Raw genomic sequence first — 22,391 nt, 5'->3', positions numbered from 1 at the left:
CGGACTCAGCGGCCGTTGCCGCCGCGGGCCGCCTCGAGCCGCGCGCGGAACACCTGCATCACCCGCTCGTACAGCGCATCGCCGAGTGCCTGGTCCTCGACGCCGCGCTCGACGCTGGGGTTGTCGTTGACCTCCATCACCACATGGCGCCCGCCGATCTCCTTGATGTCGACGCCATAGAAGCCGTCGCCGATGGCATTGGCCGCGCGCAGGCCGAGCTCCACCACCCCGGCCGGCGCCTCCTCCACCCGCAGCGTTTCCCAGCGCCCGCCGGTCAGCTTGCCGCCGGCCTGCTGCTTGTAGATCTGCCAGTGGTTGCGCGCCATGAAATAGCGGCAGACGTAGAGTGGCCGGCGATCGAGCACGCCAACGCGCCAGTCGAAGGAGGTGGGCACGAACTCCTGGGCCACCACCAGATCGCTGCGCTCGAGCAGCTGGCGCAGCGCTGCGCGCAGTTCGCCCGCATCCTGCACCTTCACCACGCCCTGGGAGAAGCTGCTGTCCGGCTGCTTGAGCACGCAGGGCAGGCCGAGTTCGCTGGCCACGCGCTCGACGTTGTTGCGATGGGCAATGACGGTCCGCGGCGTCGGGATGCCGAGGCGGGTCATGAGCTCGGCCAGGTACACCTTGTTGGCGCAGCGCACGATGGAGTCCGGGTCATCGATGACGATGAGCCCCTCGGCACGTGCCCGGCTGGCGAAGCGGTAGGTGTGGTGGTTGACCTGGGTGGTCTCGCGGATGAACAGCGCATCGAACTCGGCGAGCCGGCCGAAGTCGTCGGGGCCGATGATCTCGACCTCGAAGCCGTGGGCTTCGGCGGCGCGCTCGAAGCGCCGCAGCGCCGGCGGATCCGAGGGTGGCGACCGGTCGGCAGGGTTGACGAGGATGGCCAGCTCATGGCGCACCGCCGGCGCCTTCGGCGCCGGCATGCGCCGCGCGAAGTGCTGCTCGATGGCGCCGCGGAGGAACTCGCGCTGCCCGGCCGGGATGTCGCCCACCGGAATCGGCCGCAGGCCCTGCAGGCGCCATTTCGGGCGCCTGAGGAAGCTCGCCTTGAGCAGCGGCACCGGGAACAGGTTGAACAGCGCCTGGGCGAGGCGCTGGAACCTCGACTCCGGATGGTGGCCGAAGTAGACGCTGAGCTCGAAGCGCTCCTCGGCCATGTCCTGGAGCGAGCGCTGCATCAGCTCCTCGAGTTCCTCGGTGGGCCGGATCAGCGCCGGGGACTTGATGTCCTGCATGGTCAGCACGTCGGGCAGCGGGCGGTGGCCGCGGGCAGCCGCCAGCAGCGAGACGTAGTAGCCGCTCGCCTGGTAGGCGTAGGACTCGCAGAGGTTGTACACGCGCGGGCGCCGCAGGGCGCTGAAACGCGCCTCGGTCAGGTAGCTGCGCGCCGCCACCACCTCGGCCGACGGGATCTGCAGGGGCCAGTCCCGCGGCTCGTCCACCACGATCAGCGTAGCCATCGACGGCGCCTCGGCACCTCGATCACGAGCAGGTTGGCGTCATAGGTCAGGCTGCCGAGGAGCACGGCGTTGATGAGCCGATGGAGGTCTACCGAGTAGTAGCGCTGGCCGCTGATGGGATTCCATTCGTAGGGATCGGCGACATCGACCAGCCGGGTGGCGCGATCATAACCCGACAGCACGACGAAATGCCCGGCGGGCTGGCCACGCACGTCGTCGGCCACGCAAGTCTCCGGAATCTCGCGCCGGGCCTGGTAGAGGTAGGTGGCCGAGAGCCCGGTCATCACCGGCACGCCACGGCCGAGGAAGCGTCGCAGCAGCGCGGGACGCAGGTCCTCGAAACGCAGCTTGCCGCCGAGTTCGAGGAAGCGAATATAGCCGCTGCTGGCGAGCTTCAGCTTGGCGTCATCCTTGGCGGCTGCCTGGGCCTGCAGCCTGGCCATCAGGTCGCCGACCGGCAGCAGGGCCCAGGTGGGATCGAACAGCCGCAGGTTGTAGGTGTACAGCGTGACGCGGTAACCGCGTGCCAGGGCATGGTTGGCCAGGAAGACGTCCAGCGTGCCACCGCCGCTGCCGAGCATGTCGACGCCGCCGATGACGTCCTCGAGGCCGATGTCGTCGCCGAGGTAGCGGTAGATGCCGTGCAGGCAGGTCGGCCCGCAGGTGACTTCATCGGGCTGCGCGGCAATCTGGAATCGCAGCCGCTGGTGCATGGCGCCTCCCCCCGGTCCGCGCGGCCTCAGCCGGGGAACTCGGCGACCCCGGCGAGGCTGCGGAAGGGCTTGGCGAAACCGGTGTCGATCTGGCCGCGGATGCGGCCTTCCTGCAGGTCCACACGCGACATGACGCCGGTGAAGATGTTCGCCACCAGCGCAAAGCGTTCGTCCCGGCAAACGCGGATCATGGCGTAGCCATACTCGTCCAGCTGGATGCTGCGCAGGGTCCTGCCGGCCTCGTCGACGAAATCGATGAAGCTGCCGCGCAGGAGCAGCAGCGTGCCGTCGCCCAGGTAGGCGACGCCGGTGGTCCACTTGCGGGCGTACTCGGCGCCGCCGGGATAAGCCACCAGGTCCGGCAGCTGGCGGCCGGCGACCACGTCGAAGCGCATCACGCGCATGCCGAGGTCGGTGATGTAGCTGAGGATGCGCCCGCCCGGATGCATGGCCGTGTGGGTGACGCCGTGGAAGCCGGTGGGCGACACGGCGGTCTCGTTGTCGAATTCCGCGATCACCGACAGATCCGCGCCACGCTTCTGGATGCGGCCATGGCCCACCACGCCGGTGCCGGGCAGCAGCCGCATGTCGCCACCCTTGTAGGGACGGTTGCCCTTGAGGTACTCGCCGAGGTAGATGCTGCCATCGGGGCCGAACGCCACATTGCCCCAGGCACGACCGCCGGTATCGAAGGCGGGCAGCTGCCGCCCGTCGCGCCCCACGCGTACCACGCAGCGCGCGAACGGATCGAAGGCCCACAGCGTGCCGTCGGGGCCAAAGCCGAGGTTGATCACCAGGTGCGTCGTGCCTTCGGTGTACAGGGTCCCCCTGGGTACCAGGTCGCGATCGAACTGCAGGATGCGCCCTTCGCCGGCATGGTCATCCTGGGGGTCGTTCAGGTAGGTGCATCCCAGGAAGATGTCCCCCGGCGCGAACGGCTTCATGGTCGAGACCTTGGTCACGCTTTCTCCCCTGCCTGCGCTGCCATGCCGAAGGAGCCGTGACGGATTACACATAATCCGGCCGGCTGCCCCGATAGCATCTTACAGGCATAACTTCATCCGGTGCCCGACTCTCCCTGATGCGGAGCCTACGCCTCAAGATCCTCGCGCTCGCCGCGCTGCTCGTGGTCCTGACCCAGGCGGGGACCATCGGCGCGCTGCTGTTCACCGCCAGCCACGAAGTCGAACAGCGCATCCGCACCGATCTCGCGACCTCGGGCGACGTCCTCGATCGCGCCATGAAGCTGCATTCGGAGCGCCTGCGGGAAGCCATGGCCATCCTCGCCGGGGATCCGCAGTTCATGCGGGCCAGTGCCGCGGCCGATCGCCCTGCCCTGGCGCGTGCGCTGGCGCGCTCCATGGCTCAGTCCGACACCGATCTGGCGGTCGTACTCGACGCGGGCGGCCGGGTACTGGCCGGCACCGGGAGTGCGCAGTCCCTGCCGGATGTGCTGCCCGGTCTGCTGCGCATCGCGGCCGGCCAGGAGGCCGCGCGTGGCGTGCTGGAGACCGGAAATGCTGCCTACCATGTGACGACGGTCGCCCTCCACGAACCCGGCGGACAGGCCGTCGGCTGGCTGGTGACGGGCGTGGCGCTGAACGACACGAGAGCGCGACGCATCGCCGCCTTCGGCGGCCAGGACATCGCCTTCGTCACCGGATCCGGGGACAGCCTGCGGGTGGTCGGCTCCTCGCTGCAGGACATCGACCTGGCCGGGATCGGCGGGCGACTCGCGGATATCGATGACACCACCGGCGCGACGCTCGAGGCCCGCATCCGCGGCACCGACTACATCGTGGCCCACAAGGTGCTGGTGCCCGGATACCCCGATGCCCAGGTGCTGCTGTTCCAGTCGGTGGAACAGGCGATGGCCCCTTACCGGCTGTTGCGCTGGTCCGCCCTGGGCGTCGGCCTGTTCGCGCTGCTGGTGGCGCTGGCCGGGGGAGCGATCGTCACCCGCGCCATCACCCACCCGGTGCGGAACCTGGCTGCGGCGGCCGCACGCATCCGCGGCGGCGACTACAGCCGTCCGGTGGAGGTGGCCGCCAGGGATGAACTCGGCATGCTGGCCGGCGCCTTCAACACCATGCAGGGCGGCATCGCCGAACGCGAGGCGCGCATCACCTACCAGGCGCAGTACGACGCCCTCACCGGCCTGCCCAACCGCCTGTTCGCGCTGGAGCGGCTGGAGGAGGCCGTCACCAGGGCACAGGCCGCCTCGACACCGGTAAGCCTGCTGGTCGTCGAGCTCGGCAGCTTCGCCGACATCGCCGCGGCCCTCGGCCACGAGATCGGCGATGCGCTGCTGTCGCAGGCTGCCGAGCGGCTGCGGGCCAGTGCCGACGCCCGGCATACGGTGGCGCGGCTGGAAGGTGACGAGTTCCTGATCATCCTCGACGGCCTCGGCCTCGACGCGGCGCGGGAGCTGGCCGAGGACCTGCTGCGCCTGCTGGGCGTGGGGCTCTCGGTGCGCGACGTCAACATCAGTCTCGACGCCGTGGTGGGTATCGCGCTCTATCCCGAGCATGGCCGCGACGCCAATCAGCTGCTGCTGCGGGCGAGCGTGGCGAGGAACGACGCCCGCAACGCCCACGAACCCGTCCATGTCTACCAGGACGGGCGCGAGGAACGCCGCGTCCGCCAGCTGGCCATCCTCGGCGACCTGCGCCGCGCCGTGCGCCACGATGAACTGAAGCTGTACCTGCAGCCGAAGGTGTCGCTGGCCGATGGACGCGTCTGCGGCGCCGAGGCGCTGGTGCGCTGGGACCACCCGAGCTTCGGCTGGCTGCCGCCGGGCGAGTTCATCGGCATTGCCGAGCAGTTCGGCAACATCTCCCTGGTCACCCACTGGGCGCTGACCGCGGCGGTGCGCGAGTGCCGCCTGTGGGTGGAGGACGGGCTCGACATCTCGGTCTCGGTGAATCTCTCGGGCCGCGACCTGCTCGACCAGCACCTGCCGGTGTTCATCCTGCAGCTGCTTCGCGACCACGACCTCGCGCCGCGCTACCTCACCGTGGAGATCACCGAAGAAGCGCTGGTGCGGGACTTTGCGCGCGCCACCCTGGTGCTCGAATGCCTGCGCGACCTCGGCGTGCGCGTCTCCATCGATGACTTCGGCACCAAGTACTCCTCGCTGGCGCAGCTCAAGCGCCTGCCGGTGGACGAGCTGAAGATCGACCGCACCTTCGTCATGGAGCTGCCGCAGGACCGGGACGACGCCGCCATCGTCCGCTCGACCCTGGACCTGGCCCACAGCCTCGGCCTCGAGGTGGTCGCCGAGGGCGTGGAATCACCGGCCGCCCTGCAATGGCTGGCGGCCCATGGCTGCGAGCGCGCCCAGGGATTCCACATCAGCCGGCCGATGCCTGCCGAGGCATTCGGCAACTGGGTGCGACGCTACGGCAGCAACGCAGAGCACGCCGGGCACATCGCCCGCGCAGAAGCCGTCTGATGGCTACCGGGCCGCCCGGCCCGGACTAGGCCTCGGTGGGGGCCGTCACGCCCGCCGGCAGCGCGGCGAACACCTGGTCGTAGAGTTCCTGCTCCAGGCTCATCTCCGCCTCGGTCACGCCGGCCATGTAGGTCCAGTCGTCAATGGAGAAGAGCTTCTGCGCCAGCTCGGTGATGGCGCCATGGTGTCCCATGTTGGCGGTGATGTAGGCGGTATAGGCGCGGGCAACCCGCTCGAATTCCCCGACCGCGGCGGCGCCCTGTGCCCGCAGCGCATCGCGGGCCACGATCAGCGCGCGGAGATGACGCTGGTTTTCACCGAGGCGCGTGTCGAGGTCGTCGAGCGCCCGCTGGGCATCGGCATCCAGCGGGGTTCCCAGGCGGGAACGGATCATTTCCCCCATGCGCACGTCCTGGATATGCAGGCGGTGCATGGCGGCTTCGATGTAGTCCCCCTCGGCGATATAGAAAGGCAGGTAGGCCGGATTGCCCCGCGCGCCGTTCTCCAGGGCTGCCGACAGTGCCTGGCGTACCGACTTCAGCCGCCGACGCTCGCGGGCGACGCGCTCACGCAGGGGGGGATTGCTCATGCTGTCGTCCATGGCCGCGCTCGCAGCCTGTTGCGGGGAAACCGTCCAAACCTTGGGCGATCATAGCGCCTGGCCGGAGTCGCCGCGAGCCGGTGGCGTGAATCCGGCAGGAGGCACCGGCCCGGCTGGCGGCACGGGCAGGCCGATGCGGCCGCTGGCGGCGATGGGTAGCCGATCCGGGCCGCGCCGTTCCACGTAGACGACGCCCTCCAGCGAGTACTCCAGGCCCTGACCGGTGGCGTCGGCGGTCAGTGCGCGCAGCAGCGCGGGACCATCGCGCAGCAGGTGGGTTGTGACACGGATGTCGGCGTCCACCGCGGCGCCGGGTGGAACCTCCAGCGGGGCCAGGGTGCGTCCGGTGGCCGCCCCCACGCCGCCCAGCTCCAGCCGCAGCTCACCCCGCGAGATCTTCAGCGGCACGGTATTGGGATTGAACAGGCCGAGCCGCGCACGGAACACCTGGCTGTTGATGCCCAGCGCCTCGGGTTCCAGGCTGCGCAGGGTCACCGCCGGAGGATCCAGCGGTTCCGGCTCGACCAGGCTGCAGGCCGGCGCCAGCAGCACCAGCCCCATGGACACCAGCATGGCCCGAATCCGCCTCCGGCCCTCCATTCCGTCGATCTCCGTCCATCCGCTGCGGGCAGCATAGCACCGCCCTGGAACCGGCCGGCTCGGGACGGGGTGTGCGACGCAGCGGCGCCCGTATACTGGGCGCCGGCCGGTCCACGCCCCAGAGGAGAGACCCCATGCCCCGCCTTTCCCGCACCCTGTTCCTGATCGCGGGCGTCAGCCTGATGCTGGCCGCCATGCTCAGTGCCTATGGCTTCCACGGCCTGCCCGGCAAGGTACCGGAGGCGAAGCTGGCATCCTGGGGCTGGGCCACCCAGTTCCAGATCCACCATTCCATCGGCCTCATCATCATCGGCTTCATGCTGGCGAAGGCGCCGGCCTCGAAGCTGCTGCGGCTGGCCGCGGCGCTGATGATGACCGGCCTGGTGCTGTTCCCCGGCAGCATCTACGCCACCACGTTCGGCGCCCCCGAAATGCTGGTCGAAGTGGCTCCGCTCGGCGGCAGCTCCTTCATGGCTGCCTGGCTGCTCACCGGCATTGCCGGCTGGCGCCTGCCCGCCGCCTGAGCCGGCTGCCGAACCGCAGCGGCAATGCGCTATCCTTGCGCCGCAGCTGATACCGAGGGAGTCTCCAGCAGATGTTCCAGCCATTCTCCGCGCTGACGCGCCGCCTGGCGCTGGCGCTCCTCGCCTGCACGGCTGTTGCCTGCACCGGCATGGGCAAGCCATCGAAGACCGTGCTGGTCGCCGGCGCCACCGGCCAGACCGGCATGCAGATCGTCAGGCACCTGCAGCAGCAGGGCTACCGCGTGCGGGCGCTGGTCCGTGACACCGACAAGGCCCGGGAGCAACTCGGCGCGGACGTCGACTACGTGCAGGGCGACGTGAAGGATGCGGCGGCCGTGAAGACCGCCACGGCGGGCGCCTTCGCGGTGATCTCCAGCATCGGAGCCCGCGGCAAGGACGGCCCGGACCGGCCGGAAATGATCGACTACCAGGGCGTGCGCAACCTGGTCGACGCGGCCAGGGCCGCCAGGGTCCGGCAGTTCGTGCTGATCTCCTCGCGCGGCGTGACCCAGGCCGACCATCCGCTCAATCGCATGTTCGGCAACGTGCTGGTCTGGAAGCTCAAGGGCGAGGACTACCTGAGGGCCAGCGGCCTCGCCTACACGGTGATCCGTCCGGGCGGCCTGCTCAACGAGCCCGGTGGCATCAGCGACATCGCCTTCGAGCAGGGGGACACGCCGGTGGGCACGCGCGTGCTGTCCATCCCGCGCGAGGATGTCGCCATCGTCTGCGTCGAGGCCCTGCGCCACCCCGAGGCGAAGTTCCGCACCTTCGAGGTCCATCGCCTCGCCGGCCCGCCGCCTGCCGACTGGCAGGCGCGCTTCGCCGCGCTCAGGCCCGATCCGGCCCGCTAGCCGGTCGCTTCACCGCCGGAGGGCCGGCGCCGCAGCGCGTAGGCCTGCTCGTGCATCGCGGTGATGCCCCGCTCCTGGAAGCGCGGCTCCTGCCCGAGCACGTCGTTGCGCTCCAGGCTGGTCACGGTGAAATCGCGCGCGTGGCGCGCCCGAACCTCGGCTTCGTCCACCGCAAAGGGCGGTCCCTGGGCTGTCGCGGGCGTGTAGTCCAGCGTCACCAGCAGGCCGCGGGCGCCTGGCGCCAGCAGTTTCGCCAGATGGTCCACGTAGGCCCCACGCATCGCTGCGGGCAGGGCGATCAGCGCGGCGCGATCGTACCAGGCATCCACGCGACCCAGGTCCTGCGCACCGATGGCGAAGAAATCACCACAGAGGATCTCGATGCGGCCGGCCTTCAGCCGCGTGGCCGCGGGCAACACCTCCACCGTGGGCTGCAGGCGGTGTTCGGCGAAGAAGGCATCGGCCGCCAGCCGGCTCAGCTCGATGCCCACCACCTCATGTCCCTGCGCCGCCAGCCAGTCCAGGTCGAGGCTCTTGCCGCACAGGGGCACCAGCACGCGCGAGGCGGCACCGAGCACCGCATGGTGGCGCAGCAGCATGCCGTTCACGTCGCTGCGGTGGAAGCCGATCTGGCCCAGCTTCCAGCGCTCCATCCAGAAAGCGTGATCCACGATGCCTCACCTCCTGCCGCAGTCTGCCTGCTGCCGGCTCATTGCAGTGGCCGCGCAAGCCAGTCGGCGCTGCGGGCGCAGGGACTGGCGGCGTTGCTGCCGGCGCCGCAGTCGGGCGCTTGCCAGGCGATCTCGTAGGCCGGCCAGTAGATCTGGTCGAGCTTCAGCGTCAGCACGTCGGTGAAGCCGTTCCAGCTGACCGTGGTCAGCCGCACCGGGGCGCGGTCGGGCCTGCCGCGGACGGCGGCGATGAAGGCGTCGGTATCCGGCACCGGCCGGCCATCGACCGCGGTGATGCGCCGGCCGGCCAGCAGTTCGAAGCGGGAGGCGGGCGAACCGTAGGCGAAGAAGGCCACGTAGACGCCGTAGGGCTCCACGGCGCGCTGCGCCGCCATGTCGCGGTAGGGCGCCTGCAACAGCGCTCCCGCCCACATCATGGCGCGGCGCACGCCGCTGCCACCGAGCGCGACGGTGGCCAGTGGCAGGGCCTGCACACGGCCATCGCGCAACAGCAGCAGCTGCACCTGTTCCTTCTGGGCGGCGCGTTCGGCCTCGCGAAAGCGCGTCACCGGCTCGTCGTCGATGGCGAGCAGCAGGTCGCCCGGCTGCAGCAGTTGCGCGGCGGGCGTGCCCGCCACGGTGCGCAGCACGCTCAGCACCTGCGGCCGCAACGGGTCGTGCTCCTGCAGGCGCCGCACCCATTCCTCCGTCAGGCCGAGGTCACGGGCATTGGCCAGCGGCACCTGGGCCCACTCCACTTCCAGCGAGCGCAGCTCCCGCTGCTCGCGGGCCAGGTCGACGATCTCGCGCACCAGGTCCACCGGGATACCGCGATTCTCCTGCGCCGCCTCGCCGCTGCCCTGGAAGGAGAAGCTCGACCACAGCGCGGCGACATCGCCGCGCCGGTCGAGGATGACGCCATCGAAATCCCCCGGGCCATTGACCAAGTCGAGGGTTTCGAGGTTGCTCTCGCGGAAGCGCATGGTGCGCGACAGCGGATACTGCACGGGATTCACCGAGGCCACCTCGGTGTTGCGGAACACCAGCGAGAAGTCCGGGCGCAGGCCCACCACCTGGATGGCGTCACCAGCCACGGGTGCGCTCTTCGCCAGGCTGGCCGCGCGCACCGGCGTGTCGCCGATCAACGCCGGGTCGTAAGCCACCAGGGCGAGGTTGTGCGTCGGGTGGACATAGGCCACACGCCCGGGCACCTCGAGGTTGCCGCCGAAGGTGATCTGCACGTCACCCATGGCCTCCGGAACGGTATTGCGGTCCACCACCACGAAGCCGCGCGCGGCGTCCACCACCAGGCCGGTGCCGTAGTAGTGGCGCTCGGCCACGCCCGAGATGGTGTAGGGCATGTCGAACTTCACCATGACCAGCGAGGCGGCCATGCGATCGAGGCGCTGGTCACGCTGCGCGGCGAAGCGCGTCGAGCGCGGTTCCGGCGGCTTCGCGGCCGGCCCGGCCGCCAGTGCGCGGCAGGGCCACAGGCCGCTCTGGTCGTCGCGATGGCAGCGCTGCGCGGGAAACCAGCGCCGGTCCATGCGGATCACGCGCAGCTTGCTGGTGGTCGGATCCTCGAGGGCATAGTAGCGGACCGCGGCGCGCTGGCGGTCCGCCAGCGTGGCGAGCACCGCTTCCAGCTCATCGAGGTCGTTCACCGGCCGGTCGTCCACGCTGACGATGACCGCTGCCCGGGGTATGGCCGCGGTGCCGAACACGTAGCCCGGATTGGCGACGTAAATTCCGGAGACCGGGCGGTTGTAGTGCCGCGCCAGCTGCAGCGACAGCGGGTGGACCACCGCTTCGCCGAACTCCAGGTATTCCGCCGGCGATACGGCATCGAGGTCCTGCACGTCGATCGACAGGTCCAGCGGTATGCCGCTGCGCTCCACGGTGACAGCCACCGGCCGGCCCACCGCATCGTCGAGGATGGCCTCCAGCGGCACGAACTCCGCGACATCCCGGCCCTGCACCGCCACCAGCACGTCGCCCACCTGCAGCTTGCCGTCCGCGCTGCCGCCGGGAATCACCTGGCCGACCACCAGCATGCCGGTCTGGCTGGGGAAGCGCTGGCGGAAACGGGCCTCGGTCGCCTCGCGCAGCCCGAGCCGGCGCAGTTCGTCGTAGGGCTGCTGGGTGAAGACCGCCGCGAGGTAGCCGCGGGTGACCGGCCGGCCGGCGCGCAACAGCTCCAGCGCGCGGGTGACGCGGTCCAGGGGCAGGAAGAAGCTGGTGGCGGCGGCGCTGCTGCCGCCCGCATTGAGCGCCACGGCACGGCCGTCGATATCGATGACCGGCGAGCCCGAGGAACCGCCCGAGGTGCCGGAAGCGGCCTGCAGGTAGAAGGTGTTGAAATCATTGTAGTTGCCGCGCCCGTAATCGGGAGCGGGCCGGCGCAGGCGGGCGATGGTGCCGGAGAGGATGGAGAGCTGCTCGCCGGCATCGTTGCCGACCACGCGGATCTCGCGGCCCAGCCGTGCCCGCTCCGGCGCCAGCGGGATCTCCGCGGGCTTGATGTAGCGCAGCTTCGCCGGGTCGTAGCGGAAGAAGCCGAAGTCATGCACCGGATCGCGGTACACCGGCGTCAACTCCACCTCTTCCTGGTTGACGAACAGCGCCTCGGCACGCACCGGACCGGCCGAGACCACGTGCCGGTTGGTGAGGATCAGCCCGTTGCGGGCATCGACGACGAAGCCGGTGGCCTGCGCCGACTCGTTCCAGCTGGTGTCGAAGGCGCGGGTCGCATCGACCTTGATCGCCACCACGCCCGAGGCGATGCGCTCCAGCGTCTGGCGCCAGGCGACGGATTCCCCATTCTCGGCCCCGGCGGCTGCCGCGCCCGCCGGCAATGCCAGCCATGCCAGCACGGTCCAGGCCAGGCACTGCAGGACGCGCGCGCTGGTGCCCCTGTCGCCGGCGGCCATCACAGCGCGATGGCCTGGCCGAAGGCCGCCCGGTAGCCCGCCATCAGCGAAGCCGGCGTGAAGTGGTGGTTCTGCGTGCCCTTCTCGGCGATCTTCAGCGAACCGATCAGCGAGGCCAGGCGGCCGGTCTCCTCCCAGGCGAGGTTGCGCCCGATGCCGTACAGCAGCCCGGCGCGATAGGCATCGCCGCAGCCGGTCGGATCGGCGATGCGCACGGGCGACACCGGGGGGATGTCGATGCGCCGGCCGCCAGTGAAGATGGTCGAGCCCTGACCACCGCGGGTAACGACCAGCGCGCGTACCTGGCCGGCAATTTCCGCTTCGCTCCAGCCGCTGCGCTCGGTGAGCAGGCGCCCCTCGTAGTCGTTGACGGTCACCCAGGCAGCCTGGCTGATGAAGCGGCGCAGGTCCTCGCCGTCGAACATCGGCAGTCCCTGGCCGGGATCGAACAGGTAGGGGATGCCGGCGGCGGCAAACTGCGCGGCGTGCTCGATCATGCCCTGGCGTCCGTCCGGCGACACCACGCCGATGTCGATGCCGGCAGCCACCGGCACGCGGTTGACGTGGGCATGCTCCATGGCACCAGGATGGAAGGCCGTGATCTGGTTGTCGTCGAGATCGGTGGTGATATAGGCCTGCGCGGTGAGCGCCTCGGGGATCTCGGTGATGTAGCGCGGATCGAGCCCGTTGGCGGCGAGGCGCGCGCGGTAGCGGTCGAAATCGCGGCCGACGGTGGCCATGATCAGCGGCTCGCCGCCGATCAGCTTGAGGTTGTAGGCGATGTTGCCGGCGCAGCCACCGAGTTCCTGACGCATGTCCGGCACCAGGAAGGCGACGTTCAGGATGTGGATCTGGTCGGGCAGGATGTGGTCCCGGAAGCGGCCACGGAAGACCATGATGTTGTCGTAGGCGATCGAGCCGCAGATCAGTACCGACACGGTGTTTCCTCCGGAGTGGATCAGGCGCCGGCCGGCGGGCGCGGCTTGCTCTGCCAGGTGAGGTCGAGATCCCTGGCGGCGCGCACGTCGTCCAGACGGCGCACCGGCGTGCGGCGCGGCGCAGCCTTGACCTCGGCCGCATCGCGTCGTGCCAGGTCGCGGATCTCCAGCATGGCGGCGACGAAGCCGTCGAGCTCCTCGCGGCACTCGGTCTCGGTGGGTTCGATCAGCAGGCACTCGGGCACCAGCAGCGGGAAGTAGGTGGTCGGGGCATGGAAGCCGCGGTCGAGCAGCGCCTTGGCGAAATCCATGGCGGTGACGCCGGTATCGCGTGCAATGGCCTTCAGCGAGATGATGAATTCGTGGCTGGCGCGCCGCTCCGGGTAGGCGACGTCGAAGCCCGCGGCGCGCAGCCGCACCATCAGGTAGTTGGCGTTGAGCGTGGCATGGCCGGACACCCGGCGCATGCCCTCGGCGCCCAGCATGCGCATGTAGACATAGGCGCGCAGCAGGATGCCGGCGTTGCCCATGAAGGCCGAGAGGCGGCCGATGGAGGCAGGCCGCTCGCGCTCCGTCAGCCAGATGAAACGCCCGTCCTGCCGGCCGACGATGGGGGCCGGCAGGTACGGCTCCAGCTTCGCGTTCACGGCGACGATGCCGGCGCCCGGCCCGCCACCGCCGTGGGGCGTGGAGAAGGTCTTGTGCAGGTTGATGTGCACCACGTCGAAACCCATGGTGGCCGGCAGCGCCCGGCCGAGGATGGCGTTGAGGTTGGCACCGTCGTAGTAGAGCAGGCCACCGGCGCCATGCACGATCGCCGCCAGCTCCTCGATGCGCCGCTCGAACACGCCGAGCGTCGAGGGGTTGGTGAGCATGATGCCGGCGGTGTCGGGCCCGACCGCCGAGCGCAATGCCTCGAGGTCGACGTCGCCCTGCGTGTCGGTGGGGATCTCGCGCACCTCGTAGCCGCACATGGTGGCGGTGGCCGGATTGGTCCCATGGGCGGCATCGGGCACGATGATGACGCGCCGCGCGGTGTCGCCCCGCGCCTGGTGGTAGGCGCGGATCATGGCCACGCCGGCATACTCGCCCTGGGCGCCGGCCATCGGCGTCAGCGACACGCCGCACATGCCGGTGACGCTCTTCAGCATCTCCTGCAACTCGTACAGGCAGGCCAGGACCCCCTGGCCGTGCTCCTCCGGCGCCAGCGGGTGGCGCCCGAGGAAGCCCGGCAGCATGGCCAGCCGGTTCGAGGCCCGCGGGTTGTACTTCATGGTGCAGGAGCCGAGCGGGTAGAAATGCGTGTCGATGGAGAAATTCAGTTGCGACAGCCGCGTGAAGTGACGCACCACCTGCAGCTCGGAGACCTCCGGCAACAGCGGCGGCGTGCTGCGCAGCGCGGCGGCCGGCAGGTCACCGACATCCGCCATGTCGGGCGGTGCATGCGAGGGCGCGCGCCGGCCGGGCCGCGAGTGCTCGAAGATGACGGGTTCGGCTGACATCAGGCGGATCCTTGGGCGGCGGGCCGCGCCAGCAGGCCGGCCAGGGCCTGGGCGTAAGCGTCGATATCCGCTGCGCTGCGCGTCTCGGTGGCGCAGACCAGCAGGGCATGGCCAAGCTCGGGATAGTCCGGCGACAGGTCGTAACCGCCGAGGATGCCGGCTGCGGACAGCCCGGCCAGCAGCGGCGCCACCGGCCGCTCGAAGCGCAGCACCGCCTCGTGGCAGTACGGCCCGAAAGCCAGCGACACGCCGGGCAGCGCGGTGAGCGCCTGCACCAGGCTGCGCGTGTTGGCATGGCACCGGGCGGCCACGCGCCGCAGGCCCTCGGCACCGAGCAGCGACATGTAGATCGTGGCGCCGGTGACCATCAGCCCCTGGTTGGTGCAGATGTTGGAGGTGGCCTTGGAGCGCCGGATGTGCTGCTCCCGCGCCTGCAGCGTCAGCGTGAAGCCGGGGCGGCCATCGATATCCAGGGTACGGCCGACGATGCGCCCAGGCATCTGCCGCACCAGCGCGCTGCGGCAGCTGAGGTAGCCGAAGTACGGCCCGCCGGAGGCGAGCGGGATGCCGAGTGGCTGGCCTTCGCCGCAGGCGATGTCGGCACCGGTGCTGCCCCAGCTGCCCGGCGGCTCGAGCAGGGCTAGCAGCAGCGGGTTGCACACGCCGATGACCAGCATGCCGCGCGCATGGGCCCAGTCGGTGAGTTCATCGACGGCTTCCAGCGTGCCGAGGAAGCCCGGCTGCTGGATGGCGAGCGCGGCGAAATCCTCGTTGCCGAGGCCCGCCAGCGCAGCGGTGTCGGTGCGCCCTGCGGCGAGCGGCAGCTCCACCAGCTTGATCCCCTGCCCGGCCAGCAGGCCGCGTGCCACCGCGCGGTACGCCGGGGCCAGCGAGCGCGTGGTCAGCACCCGCCGCGAGCGCGACTTGCGGTTGGCCCGCACCGCCATCAGGCAGGCCTCGGCGAAGGCGGTGGCACCGTCGTACATCGAGGCGTTGGAGAACTCGAGGCCGGTGAGGCCGGCCATCATCGACTGGTATTCGTAGATGAGCTGCAGCGTGCCCTGGCTGGCCTCGGCCTGGTAGGGCGTGTAGGCGCTGTAGAACTCGCCCCGGGTAGCGATCTCCCAGACGGCGGCGGGGATGTAATGGTCATAGGCGCCGGCACCGATGAAACAGAGCGGGCGGCCATCGCGGCTGGCGCGATCCAGCATCAGCCGCGTCACCTCGGCCTCCGACAGGCCTGGCCCGATCGCCGGCAGGCCGGCGACCGCCAGACCCGCGGGGATTTCGTCGAACAGCGCATCGATGCTGCTGGCGCCGATGACGCCCAGCATCTCGGTCACGTCGCGGGCAGTGTGCGGAATGAAGGGCACGGCGCGGCTCCGGGCTTCAGCCTTCGGCGTCGAGGAGTTGCTGGTAGGCGGCGGCATCGAGCAGGTCGGCCGGCGCCGCGGCGGGCGCCAGGCGGAACAGCCAGCCGTCGCCATAGGGGCTGGTGTTGATCAGGCCCGGCTCCTGCTCCAGCGCGCCATTGACCGCCACCACGGTGCCGGCAAGCGGCGCATAGACGTCGGAGGCGGCCTTCACCGATTCCACCACCGCGCAGCCCTGGCCCGCGCTGAGCGTGGCGCCCGCCTCGGGCAGCTCGACGAAGACCAGCTCGCCGAGCTGGTGCTGGGCGTGGTCGGTGATGCCCACCACCACGGTTCCATCGCTCTCCTGCCGCAACCACTCGTGGTCGCGGGTGTACTTCAGTTCCCCAGGCACGGCGCTCATGGTTTGTCTGCCTCCGCAGCAGTTCCGGTGTTGTCAGGCGACGAGCACGCGACCGCGCCGCACGAAGGGCGGACGCACCAGCCGCGCCGGGCGCAATGCGCCGCGGATCTCGACCTCGCAGGCCCCGGCAGCGGCGGCGGGCACGCGCGCCAGGGCGATGGAGCAGTTCATGGTGGGCGAGAAACCACCGCTGGTGACCAGGCCATCGCCGGCGTCGGTGGCCACCCGCTGGCCGCGCCGCATGACCCCGCGTTCGCCGAGCACCAGGCCGACGAGCCGCTGTGCCGGTCCCGCGGCGCGCTCGCGCTCCAGCGCGGCGCGGCCGGTGAACCCGCGCTCCGCCGGTTCCCAGGCCACGGTCCAGGCGAGGCCCGACACCAGCGGCGAGGTCGACTCGTCCATGTCCTGGCCATAGAGGTTCATGCCGGCTTCCAGGCGCAGCGTATCGCGGGCACCCAGGCCGCAGGGCGCGATGCCCGCGGCCAGCGCCGCATCCCAGAAAGCGAGCCCGGCAGGCACAGGCATCAGCACTTCCCAGCCATCTTCGCCGGTGTAGCCGGTGCGCCCGACGAAGGCATCGCCTGCCTCGGCGGCATGGAAGGGCTTGAGCGCCAGCGCCGCGTCCCGCAACGCTGCCGGCAGCAACGGTGCGGCGCGCTCGCAGGCCCGGGGTCCCTGCACCGCCAGCATCACCATGTCCGGACGCGGCTGCAGGACCAGCTCGAAGCCGGCGGCGGCCGCGCGCATCCAGGCCAGGTCCTTGTCGCGGGTGGCGGCATTGACGACCAGGCGGTAGGGCGTGGCGGCGCCCGCGGCACGCCGGTAGGCAATGAGGTCGTCGATGACGCCCCCTGCCTCGTCGAGCATGCAGCTGTAGAGCGCCTGGCCCGGATCGAGGCGCGCCACGTCGTTGGCCAGCAGCCGGCGCAGCCAGGCGGTGGCTCCCGCCCCGGACACGTCCACCACGGTCATGTGCGAGACGTCGAAGATGCCGGCGTCCCGCCGCACGCGATGGTGCTCCTCGATCTGGGAGCCGTAGTGCAGCGGCATGTCCCAGCCACCGAAAGGCACCATCTGGCCCCTGGCGCCCACATGACGGTCATGCAGCGGCGTGCGCATCGACATGGCGGGTTTCCGAATGAAAAAGGGCGGCAGACTCCAGGCCTGCCGCCCCCCTGTCCTGGGACCTGAGAGATCGGGTCCGGCGCTCCACCGCGATCACGGGTGATCCGGCGCGTGATATTACGCCATGGCGCCGGCGGCCACCACAACGGCGGGCCACTCAGGCCCCTCAGGCCACCGGGCCGCGACGCACCCAGTCCGGCACCTCGCCGGCCAGGCCCATGGCCATGCAGGCAAGACGCGTCTTCACCGGCCCGAGGCGATCGACCAGTGCAAGGCCCCTGCCGGCGGCCTGCGCCAGGCCGGGTACCGTGCTGGTGAACGCGGCATTGAGCAGGCTCATGACACGGATCGTGGCCGCATTCTCGCCGCGGCGCGCCCGCTCGAATCGCCGCAGGGCAAATGGATCACCCGGATCGGCATGCGGCAGCGCCAGATGATCAGCCAGCACCTGCGCCAGCACCGCGGCATCGCGGAAGGCCAGGTTGACACCCTGGCCGGCCAGCGGGTGCACGCGATGCGCGGCGTCGCCGATCAGCGCGTAGCGCAAGCCGCTGTACTGCGCGGCATGAACGGCAGCCAGCCCGAAGGCGGCGCGCGGCGTGGTGAGGCGCAGCTCGCCGAGCACGCCACCCACGGCCGACGTGACCTCGCGCTCGAACGCGGGGCCGGCGAGTTCGAGCAGGCTCGTCGCCCGGGACGACGCACAGGACCACACCAGCGACACCCGGCCATCGGCGAGCGGCAGCAGCGCAACCGGGCCATCGGCCTGGAAGCACTGCCAGGCCGTCTCGTCATGGGCACGCCCGCTCGCGAGGTGGGCGACCACGGCATGCTGGCCATAGGCCTGGTGCCGCGCGGCGATGCCGAGTGCCTTTCGCAGCCACGAAGCGTGCCCGTCGGCGCCGACCACCAGCCGTGCCCGCAGCCGGCCACCGCCGGCGAGCGTGACGCTGACGGCATCCGCGTCGATGGCCACGGCTGCAGCCGATTCGGCCGCCAGCAGCTGCACGGCACCGCCCGGCGCATGCCAGAGCGCGGCGCGCAGCAGCTCGTTCTCGACGATGTAGCCGAGCTCCGCCACGCCCTGCGCGGCGGCGTCGAAGTGGATGGACGCCGCGCCATCGGGCGCACCGGCGTGATGCCAGACGACCATGCGGCGATACGGTCCGACACGCGCGGCCGGCAGCAGCGGCCAGGCGCCGCAACGCCCGAGGATGTTGCACGAGGCCGGCGACAGCGCCACCACCCGCAGCCCGGTTTCCGCGGCGGGCCGGGCCGGCGGGGCCGGCGCGCCATCGATCACCGCGATGACGAGTCCGGGCCGGCGCTCGCCGGCCAGCACCGCGAGCAGCCGCGCGAATGCCAGCCCGGCGTGGCCACCGCCGATGACCAGCACATCGACATCGGTGACGGCGCTCACAATGGCAGCCCGCGGGCGAGGCGTGTCATCGGGCCGGCCATGCCCATGGTGTGGCGCGCCAGCGCGCGCTTCGCGCCCGGAAGCATGTCGAACAGCAGCAGCCCCGCACCGCGCGCGGCACCCATGCCCGGCGCGGCGAGGCCGAACAGGCGGATCAGGCCGTCGGTGAAGGCGATGACATTGCGCCGGTCGCGCCGGCGAAGCTGCGCATGGCGCGCCAGCGTCGCCGCACCGCCCGGGTCCGCGCCGGTGCGCAGCGCTTCGGCCACCACCTCCGCCAGCGTGGCGACATCGCGCAGGCCGAGGTTGTAGCCCTGGCCGGCGACCGGGTGCAGGCCCTGCGCCGCATTGCCGATGACCACGGCACGCGGCGCGCCGAGCTCGCGGGCCTGCAGCAGCGACAGCGGATAGGCAGCGCGCCGGCCCAGCTGCACGAATTCACCGATCCGGCGCCCGAAGGACTCCTGCAGGAGCCGCAGGAACGCCGCCTCGTCCATGGCCAGCGCCGCCTCGGCGGCTGCCGGCGGCCGCGCCAGCACGAATACATGGCGGCCGTCGCGAAAGGGCAGCAGCGCCAGCGGCCCCTCGACGCTGAAACGCTCGTAGGCCGTGCAGCTGCCGGATACGCCGGCGATGGCGACATTGCCCACCACGGCGGTCTGCCCGTAGCTGCGCTCCGTGGCGCCGATGCCGAGCGCCTGGCGCAGGCCGGAGCGCGCGCCGTCGGCGACGACCAGCAGCCGGCCGCGCAGTTGCCCGGCACTCTGGCCACCACCCTGGCCGGCATCCAGCTCGACGGTGATGGCCGCCTGCCCCACCACCGGTGAATGCAACGTTCCCGGACAGAAGACCTCGATGCCCGGCAGCGCGCCGACCCGCCCCCAGAGCGCGGCGCCGAGGTCGCGGCTGGCGACCACATGACCGAGGGCGTCCACGCCCTGCTCTTCCGCGCTGATGACGGCGCTGCCGAAGCGCCCACGCTCGGAGACATGGATGCGCCGGATCGACGTGGCGACCGCGGCCACGGCCTCCCAGGCGCCGATGCCGCCGAGGATCACGCGGCTGGTACGCGAGAGGGCGATGGCGCGGTCGTCGAAGGACGGCTGCGTGGCGCTGCTGAGCGGTACCGCCTCCACCAGCGCCACCCGCAGCGGCAACGACGCCAGCGCGCAGGCCAGGCTGGCGCCGACGAGGCCGCCACCGGAGATGATGACATCGAACTCCGCGGCTGCGCTCATGACGCGCTGCCCACCAGTGCCTCGATCTCGTCGGGCTCGACAGGCAGGTCGCGGGTCAGCACCTCGATGCCGTCGCCGGTGACCAGCACGTCGTCCTCGATGCGCACGCCGATGCCCTGCCAGCGCGCTGCCACACCACGCGTGCCGGGCGCGATGTAGATCCCCGGTTCCACGGTCAGCACCATGCCGGGCTCCAGCACCCGCCACTGGTCGCCGACCTTGTAGTCCCCCACGTCGTGCACATCCATGCCGAGCCAGTGGCCGGTGCGATGCATGAAGAAGCGGCGATAGTCGCCATTGCGGATGATGGCGGCGGGCGTGCCCTCGAGGATGCCGAGGCGGCGCAGGCCGCGGGCGATGACCGCCACCGCGGCGTCGTGCGGCTCGTTCCAGTGGTTGCCGGCGGCGATCGCCCTGAATGCGGCCCGCTGCGCCTCCAGTACCAGCTCGTAGATGGCCCGCTGCGGCGGCGAGAAGCGCCCGCTGACCGGCCAGGTACGGGTGACGTCGGCGGCATAGCAATCATGCTCGCAGCCCGCATCCACCAGCAGCAACTCGCCCTCCTGCATCTGCCGGCGGTTCGCCGAGTAGTGCAGGACGCAGGCATTGGGTCCCGAGCCGACGATGGGAAGGTAGGCCGGGCGCATGCCATGGCGCCGGAACTCGTGGAGGAGATCGGCCTCGATCTCGTACTCGTAGAGACCAGGCCGGCAGCCCGCCATGGCGCGGCGGTGGGCGCCGATGGTGACCGCGGCCGCGCGACGCAGGCAGCCCAGTTCGGCGCGGCTCTTGTACAGGCGCAGGTCGTGGAGCAGGTGATCGAGCGCGACGAACTCGTCGGGCGTGTGCGTGCCGGGGCTGCCGCGGTTGCGCAGTGCCGTCACCCAGCCGATCAGGCGGGCGTCGAACTCGGGGTTGGCGCCCATGGTGTGGTACACGCGCTCGGCCTGCTCGATGATGCCGGGCAGGATCTCGTCGACGTCGCCGATGGGAAAGGCGTCGCTGGCGCCGAACTCCGACACCGCCTGCTCGGGCCCGGCGCGGGCGCCGTCCCAGGTCTCGCGCTGCGGGTCGCGATCCCGGCAGAACAGCACGTACTCCCCCTGGGGGCGGCCCGGCGCCAGCACCGCGATCGCCTCCGGCTCGGGGAAGCCGGTGATGTAGTAGAAGTCGCTGTCCTGGCGGTAGGGGTACTCCACGTCGCGGTTGCGCAGCCGGGCGGGTGCGGCCGGGAGGATGCCGATGCCCCCACGGCCGATCATGCGCATCAGCTGGCGCCGGCGCCGGACAAACTCGCTGGCGTTCACCACGGGGCCGTCAGTGCAGGCTGGTGCTGCCCGCGGCGTCGCGCGCATCGTGCAGCTCCTCGAACATGAGCTGGACGCTGACCCGCACGAACTCGACCAGTTCGGCGTAGGCCGCCTCGCCTTCCGGCTCGGTCTCGGCCTGGCTGACGGTGGCACGGGCGATCTCGGCGAAGTCGCCGATGATCTCCCGCGCCGTGTCGCTGGCGAGCGCGGCACGTGCCCCCGGGCTGGAGGCAGCCTCGCCGAGGCCCTCCATGAAGCCTGTGCACCAGGCGCCGAGCGCCTCGGTACGCTCGGCGAGCGGGCGTTCGTCGGGAGGCAGCAGCGGCATGAATGCCATGGCGCCCTCGGCCAGCGCCGTGCAGCTGGCCTCGGCCAGCTCGCCGAGCAGGTCCGCCGTGCCGGCACCTGCCTCGCCGGCGGCATCCCCGGCCAGCAGCGAGGCGACCCAGGCCGCGCCCGCCCGTCCGCCGAGCACGCAGGCCAGGCCGCAGAGACAGCCGTGCGCCTCGGTCACGCCCGTGCTGGCGCCCAGTTCGCCCAGGGCGTCCTCGACCAGGAAATAGCTCGGCAGTCCTGTGCTGGCCATGGGGTGCAGCCGTGCCGGCATCCTTCGTTTTGCATAACCGGGCGATGGTCCGGCAAGGCACTTATCCTAGCATCGGCCACCGCGCCACGCATTTGACCGTCGCCCGGCGGCAGAACTATATTCATTTGATGACGGAAGAAAGCGAAAGGTCCTTCGGCGACGAGCTCGAGCGACTCGGCAAGCGGCTGGATGACCTCGTCGTGACCTGCAACCAGCTGAAGGAGGAGAACCGCTCCCTCCGGCAGCGCCAGGACGCCCTGACCGCGGAACGTGCCAACCTGCTGCAGAAGAACGAGCAGGTCCGCGCCCGGGTCGAGGCCATGATCGGACGTCTCAAGGGCATGGAGCACGGCGCATGAGCGAGGCGACCCGGGTCAACATCAAGATCCTGGACAAGGACTACCAGGTGTCCTGCCCCCCCGACGAGCGTGCCGCCCTGCTGGACTCCGCGGAGCTGCTCAACGGCAAGATGCGCGAGATCCGCGACAGCGGCCGGGTGGTCGGCCTCGAGCGCATCGCGGTCATGGCGGCCCTGAACATGGCGAACGAATTGCTGCGCTCGCGGGAACGCGGCGAAGTGCTCGAGACCAAGGCAAAGGCGCGCGTACGCGCCATGCGCGAGCGCGTCGAGGGCGCGCTGCGCCCGGGACAGCAGCTCGAACTCTGAGCCCCGCCTGCAAGGC

At 70.9% G+C, this 22,391-nt stretch carries 21 protein-coding genes; 5 read left to right on the top strand and 16 right to left on the bottom strand.

The annotated features are described in order from the left end of the window. Positions 1 to 5: 5 nt before the first annotated feature. The 3 genes from HRU81_00555 to HRU81_00545 are packed head-to-tail and all read right to left on the bottom strand — an operon-like array spanning position 6 to position 3,141. Positions 6 to 1,466, bottom strand: coding sequence for a RimK family protein (locus HRU81_00555; protein ID QOJ30724.1), 1,461 nt, complete (start codon positions 1,464 to 1,466; stop codon positions 6 to 8). Further along, complete coding sequence (locus HRU81_00550) at positions 1,454 to 2,179, bottom strand: hypothetical protein (GenBank protein ID QOJ30723.1); 726 nt, start codon at positions 2,177 to 2,179, stop codon at positions 1,454 to 1,456. The genes HRU81_00555 and HRU81_00550 overlap by 13 nt, the downstream gene beginning before the upstream one ends. A gap of 26 nt (positions 2,180 to 2,205) precedes the next feature. Beyond that, the gene (locus HRU81_00545; GenBank protein ID QOJ30722.1) at positions 2,206 to 3,141 is read right to left on the bottom strand and encodes a hypothetical protein; all 936 of its coding nucleotides are present in this window, start codon (positions 3,139 to 3,141) and stop codon (positions 2,206 to 2,208) included. Positions 3,142 to 3,260: 119 nt separating this feature from the next. Here HRU81_00545 and HRU81_00540 point away from each other — a divergent pair, with 119 nt between their 5' ends. Further along, positions 3,261 to 5,633, top strand: coding sequence for an EAL domain-containing protein (locus HRU81_00540; GenBank protein QOJ30721.1), 2,373 nt, complete (start codon positions 3,261 to 3,263; stop codon positions 5,631 to 5,633). 25 nt (positions 5,634 to 5,658) lie between these two features. Here the strand turns inward: HRU81_00540 and HRU81_00535 are convergent, their stop codons facing one another. Further along, positions 5,659 to 6,222 (bottom strand): hypothetical protein, encoded by a 564-nt coding sequence (locus HRU81_00535; GenBank protein ID QOJ30720.1) that lies wholly within the window; start codon positions 6,220 to 6,222, stop codon positions 5,659 to 5,661. 60 nt (positions 6,223 to 6,282) lie between these two features. Further along, positions 6,283 to 6,807: an LEA type 2 family protein gene (locus tag HRU81_00530; GenBank protein QOJ30719.1), complete on the bottom strand. Its 525-nt coding sequence runs from the start codon at positions 6,805 to 6,807 to the stop codon at positions 6,283 to 6,285. Between the two features lie 161 nt (positions 6,808 to 6,968). On the opposite strand from HRU81_00530, the gene HRU81_00525 reads away from it, so the two are divergent. Both HRU81_00525 and HRU81_00520 read left to right on the top strand, forming a co-directional pair. Then, on the top strand, positions 6,969 to 7,358 hold the full coding sequence (locus tag HRU81_00525) for a DUF423 domain-containing protein (protein QOJ30718.1): 390 nt from the start codon (positions 6,969 to 6,971) through the stop codon (positions 7,356 to 7,358). A 71-nt stretch (positions 7,359 to 7,429) separates the two neighbouring features. Then, positions 7,430 to 8,212, top strand: a complete 783-nt coding sequence (locus tag HRU81_00520; GenBank protein ID QOJ30717.1) for an SDR family oxidoreductase — start codon at positions 7,430 to 7,432, stop codon at positions 8,210 to 8,212. Here the strand turns inward: HRU81_00520 and HRU81_00515 are convergent. The 11 genes from HRU81_00515 to HRU81_00465 all read right to left on the bottom strand — a co-directional run bounded on the left by HRU81_00515 (position 8,209) and on the right by HRU81_00465 (position 21,708). Further along, positions 8,209 to 8,883 carry a thiopurine S-methyltransferase gene (locus tag HRU81_00515; protein QOJ30716.1) on the bottom strand — a complete coding sequence of 225 codons (675 nt, stop codon included), beginning with the start codon at positions 8,881 to 8,883 and terminating at the stop codon, positions 8,209 to 8,211. The genes HRU81_00520 and HRU81_00515 overlap by 4 nt on opposite strands. 38 nt (positions 8,884 to 8,921) lie before the next feature. Further along, positions 8,922 to 11,813 carry a trypsin-like peptidase domain-containing protein gene (locus HRU81_00510; protein QOJ30715.1) on the bottom strand — a complete coding sequence of 964 codons (2,892 nt, stop codon included), beginning with the start codon at positions 11,811 to 11,813 and terminating at the stop codon, positions 8,922 to 8,924. After that, positions 11,813 to 12,751 carry a carbohydrate kinase family protein gene (locus HRU81_00505; protein ID QOJ30714.1) on the bottom strand — a complete coding sequence of 313 codons (939 nt, stop codon included), beginning with the start codon at positions 12,749 to 12,751 and terminating at the stop codon, positions 11,813 to 11,815. Before HRU81_00505 ends, HRU81_00510 begins: the two co-directional genes overlap by 1 nt. Positions 12,752 to 12,771: 20 nt before the next feature. Continuing rightward, a complete protein-coding gene (gene gcvPB, locus HRU81_00500; protein ID QOJ30713.1) occupies positions 12,772 to 14,253 on the bottom strand; it encodes an aminomethyl-transferring glycine dehydrogenase subunit GcvPB in 1,482 nt (493 codons plus the stop codon). Next, positions 14,253 to 15,626 (bottom strand): aminomethyl-transferring glycine dehydrogenase subunit GcvPA, encoded by a 1,374-nt coding sequence (gcvPA, locus tag HRU81_00495; GenBank protein ID QOJ30712.1) that lies wholly within the window; start codon positions 15,624 to 15,626, stop codon positions 14,253 to 14,255. Before gcvPA ends, gcvPB begins: the two co-directional genes overlap by 1 nt. Before the next feature lie 16 nt (positions 15,627 to 15,642). After that, entirely contained in the window at positions 15,643 to 16,029 is a 387-nt protein-coding gene (gene gcvH, locus HRU81_00490) for a glycine cleavage system protein GcvH (GenBank protein QOJ30711.1), read from the bottom strand. 33 nt (positions 16,030 to 16,062) lie between these two features. Next, positions 16,063 to 17,154 (bottom strand): glycine cleavage system aminomethyltransferase GcvT, encoded by a 1,092-nt coding sequence (gcvT, locus tag HRU81_00485; protein QOJ30710.1) that lies wholly within the window; start codon positions 17,152 to 17,154, stop codon positions 16,063 to 16,065. Positions 17,155 to 17,320: 166 nt separating this feature from the next. Further along, positions 17,321 to 18,574 (bottom strand): FAD-dependent monooxygenase, encoded by a 1,254-nt coding sequence (locus HRU81_00480; GenBank protein QOJ30709.1) that lies wholly within the window; start codon positions 18,572 to 18,574, stop codon positions 17,321 to 17,323. Then, complete coding sequence (gene ubiH / locus HRU81_00475) at positions 18,571 to 19,812, bottom strand: 2-octaprenyl-6-methoxyphenyl hydroxylase (protein ID QOJ30708.1); 1,242 nt, start codon at positions 19,810 to 19,812, stop codon at positions 18,571 to 18,573. Before ubiH ends, HRU81_00480 begins: the two co-directional genes overlap by 4 nt. Then, positions 19,809 to 21,167 (bottom strand): aminopeptidase P N-terminal domain-containing protein, encoded by a 1,359-nt coding sequence (locus tag HRU81_00470; protein QOJ30707.1) that lies wholly within the window; start codon positions 21,165 to 21,167, stop codon positions 19,809 to 19,811. The genes ubiH and HRU81_00470 overlap by 4 nt, the downstream gene beginning before the upstream one ends. After that, positions 21,130 to 21,708, bottom strand: coding sequence for a UPF0149 family protein (locus tag HRU81_00465; protein QOJ30706.1), 579 nt, complete (start codon positions 21,706 to 21,708; stop codon positions 21,130 to 21,132). Before HRU81_00465 ends, HRU81_00470 begins: the two co-directional genes overlap by 38 nt. A gap of 128 nt (positions 21,709 to 21,836) precedes the next feature. Between HRU81_00465 and HRU81_00460 the strand changes: the two genes are divergently transcribed. Together HRU81_00460 and HRU81_00455 are read left to right on the top strand one after the other, a co-directional pair. Beyond that, positions 21,837 to 22,067 carry a TIGR02449 family protein gene (locus HRU81_00460; GenBank protein ID QOJ30705.1) on the top strand — a complete coding sequence of 77 codons (231 nt, stop codon included), beginning with the start codon at positions 21,837 to 21,839 and terminating at the stop codon, positions 22,065 to 22,067. Continuing rightward, positions 22,064 to 22,375 (top strand): cell division protein ZapA, encoded by a 312-nt coding sequence (locus tag HRU81_00455; protein ID QOJ30704.1) that lies wholly within the window; start codon positions 22,064 to 22,066, stop codon positions 22,373 to 22,375. Before HRU81_00460 ends, HRU81_00455 begins: the two co-directional genes overlap by 4 nt. Positions 22,376 to 22,391 lie beyond the last annotated feature (16 nt).

Source organism: Gammaproteobacteria bacterium (genome assembly GCA_015709695.1).
Lineage (GTDB): Bacteria > Pseudomonadota > Gammaproteobacteria > Steroidobacterales.
This window is presented reverse-complemented; position numbering and strand designations above follow the sequence as displayed.

Coding starts and splice junctions, on each gene's coding strand:
- HRU81_00555 (QOJ30724.1), bottom strand. CDS start 1,466: ATGGCTACGCTGATCGTGGTGGACGAGCCGCGGGACTGGCCCCTGCAG.
- HRU81_00550 (QOJ30723.1), bottom strand. CDS start 2,179: ATGCACCAGCGGCTGCGATTCCAGATTGCCGCGCAGCCCGATGAAGTC.
- HRU81_00540 (QOJ30721.1), top strand. CDS start 3,261: ATGCGGAGCCTACGCCTCAAGATCCTCGCGCTCGCCGCGCTGCTCGTG.
- HRU81_00535 (QOJ30720.1), bottom strand. CDS start 6,222: ATGAGCAATCCCCCCCTGCGTGAGCGCGTCGCCCGCGAGCGTCGGCGG.
- HRU81_00530 (QOJ30719.1), bottom strand. CDS start 6,807: ATGCTGGTGTCCATGGGGCTGGTGCTGCTGGCGCCGGCCTGCAGCCTG.
- HRU81_00525 (QOJ30718.1), top strand. CDS start 6,969: ATGCCCCGCCTTTCCCGCACCCTGTTCCTGATCGCGGGCGTCAGCCTG.
- HRU81_00520 (QOJ30717.1), top strand. CDS start 7,430: ATGTTCCAGCCATTCTCCGCGCTGACGCGCCGCCTGGCGCTGGCGCTC.
- HRU81_00510 (QOJ30715.1), bottom strand. CDS start 11,813: ATGGCCGCCGGCGACAGGGGCACCAGCGCGCGCGTCCTGCAGTGCCTG.
- gcvPB (QOJ30713.1), bottom strand. CDS start 14,253: ATGTCAGCCGAACCCGTCATCTTCGAGCACTCGCGGCCCGGCCGGCGC.
- gcvH (QOJ30711.1), bottom strand. CDS start 16,029: ATGAGCGCCGTGCCTGGGGAACTGAAGTACACCCGCGACCACGAGTGG.
- gcvT (QOJ30710.1), bottom strand. CDS start 17,154: ATGTCGATGCGCACGCCGCTGCATGACCGTCATGTGGGCGCCAGGGGC.
- ubiH (QOJ30708.1), bottom strand. CDS start 19,812: ATGAGCGCAGCCGCGGAGTTCGATGTCATCATCTCCGGTGGCGGCCTC.
- HRU81_00470 (QOJ30707.1), bottom strand. CDS start 21,167: ATGCGCGCGACGCCGCGGGCAGCACCAGCCTGCACTGACGGCCCCGTG.
- HRU81_00465 (QOJ30706.1), bottom strand. CDS start 21,708: ATGGCCAGCACAGGACTGCCGAGCTATTTCCTGGTCGAGGACGCCCTG.
- HRU81_00460 (QOJ30705.1), top strand. CDS start 21,837: ATGACGGAAGAAAGCGAAAGGTCCTTCGGCGACGAGCTCGAGCGACTC.
- HRU81_00455 (QOJ30704.1), top strand. CDS start 22,064: ATGAGCGAGGCGACCCGGGTCAACATCAAGATCCTGGACAAGGACTAC.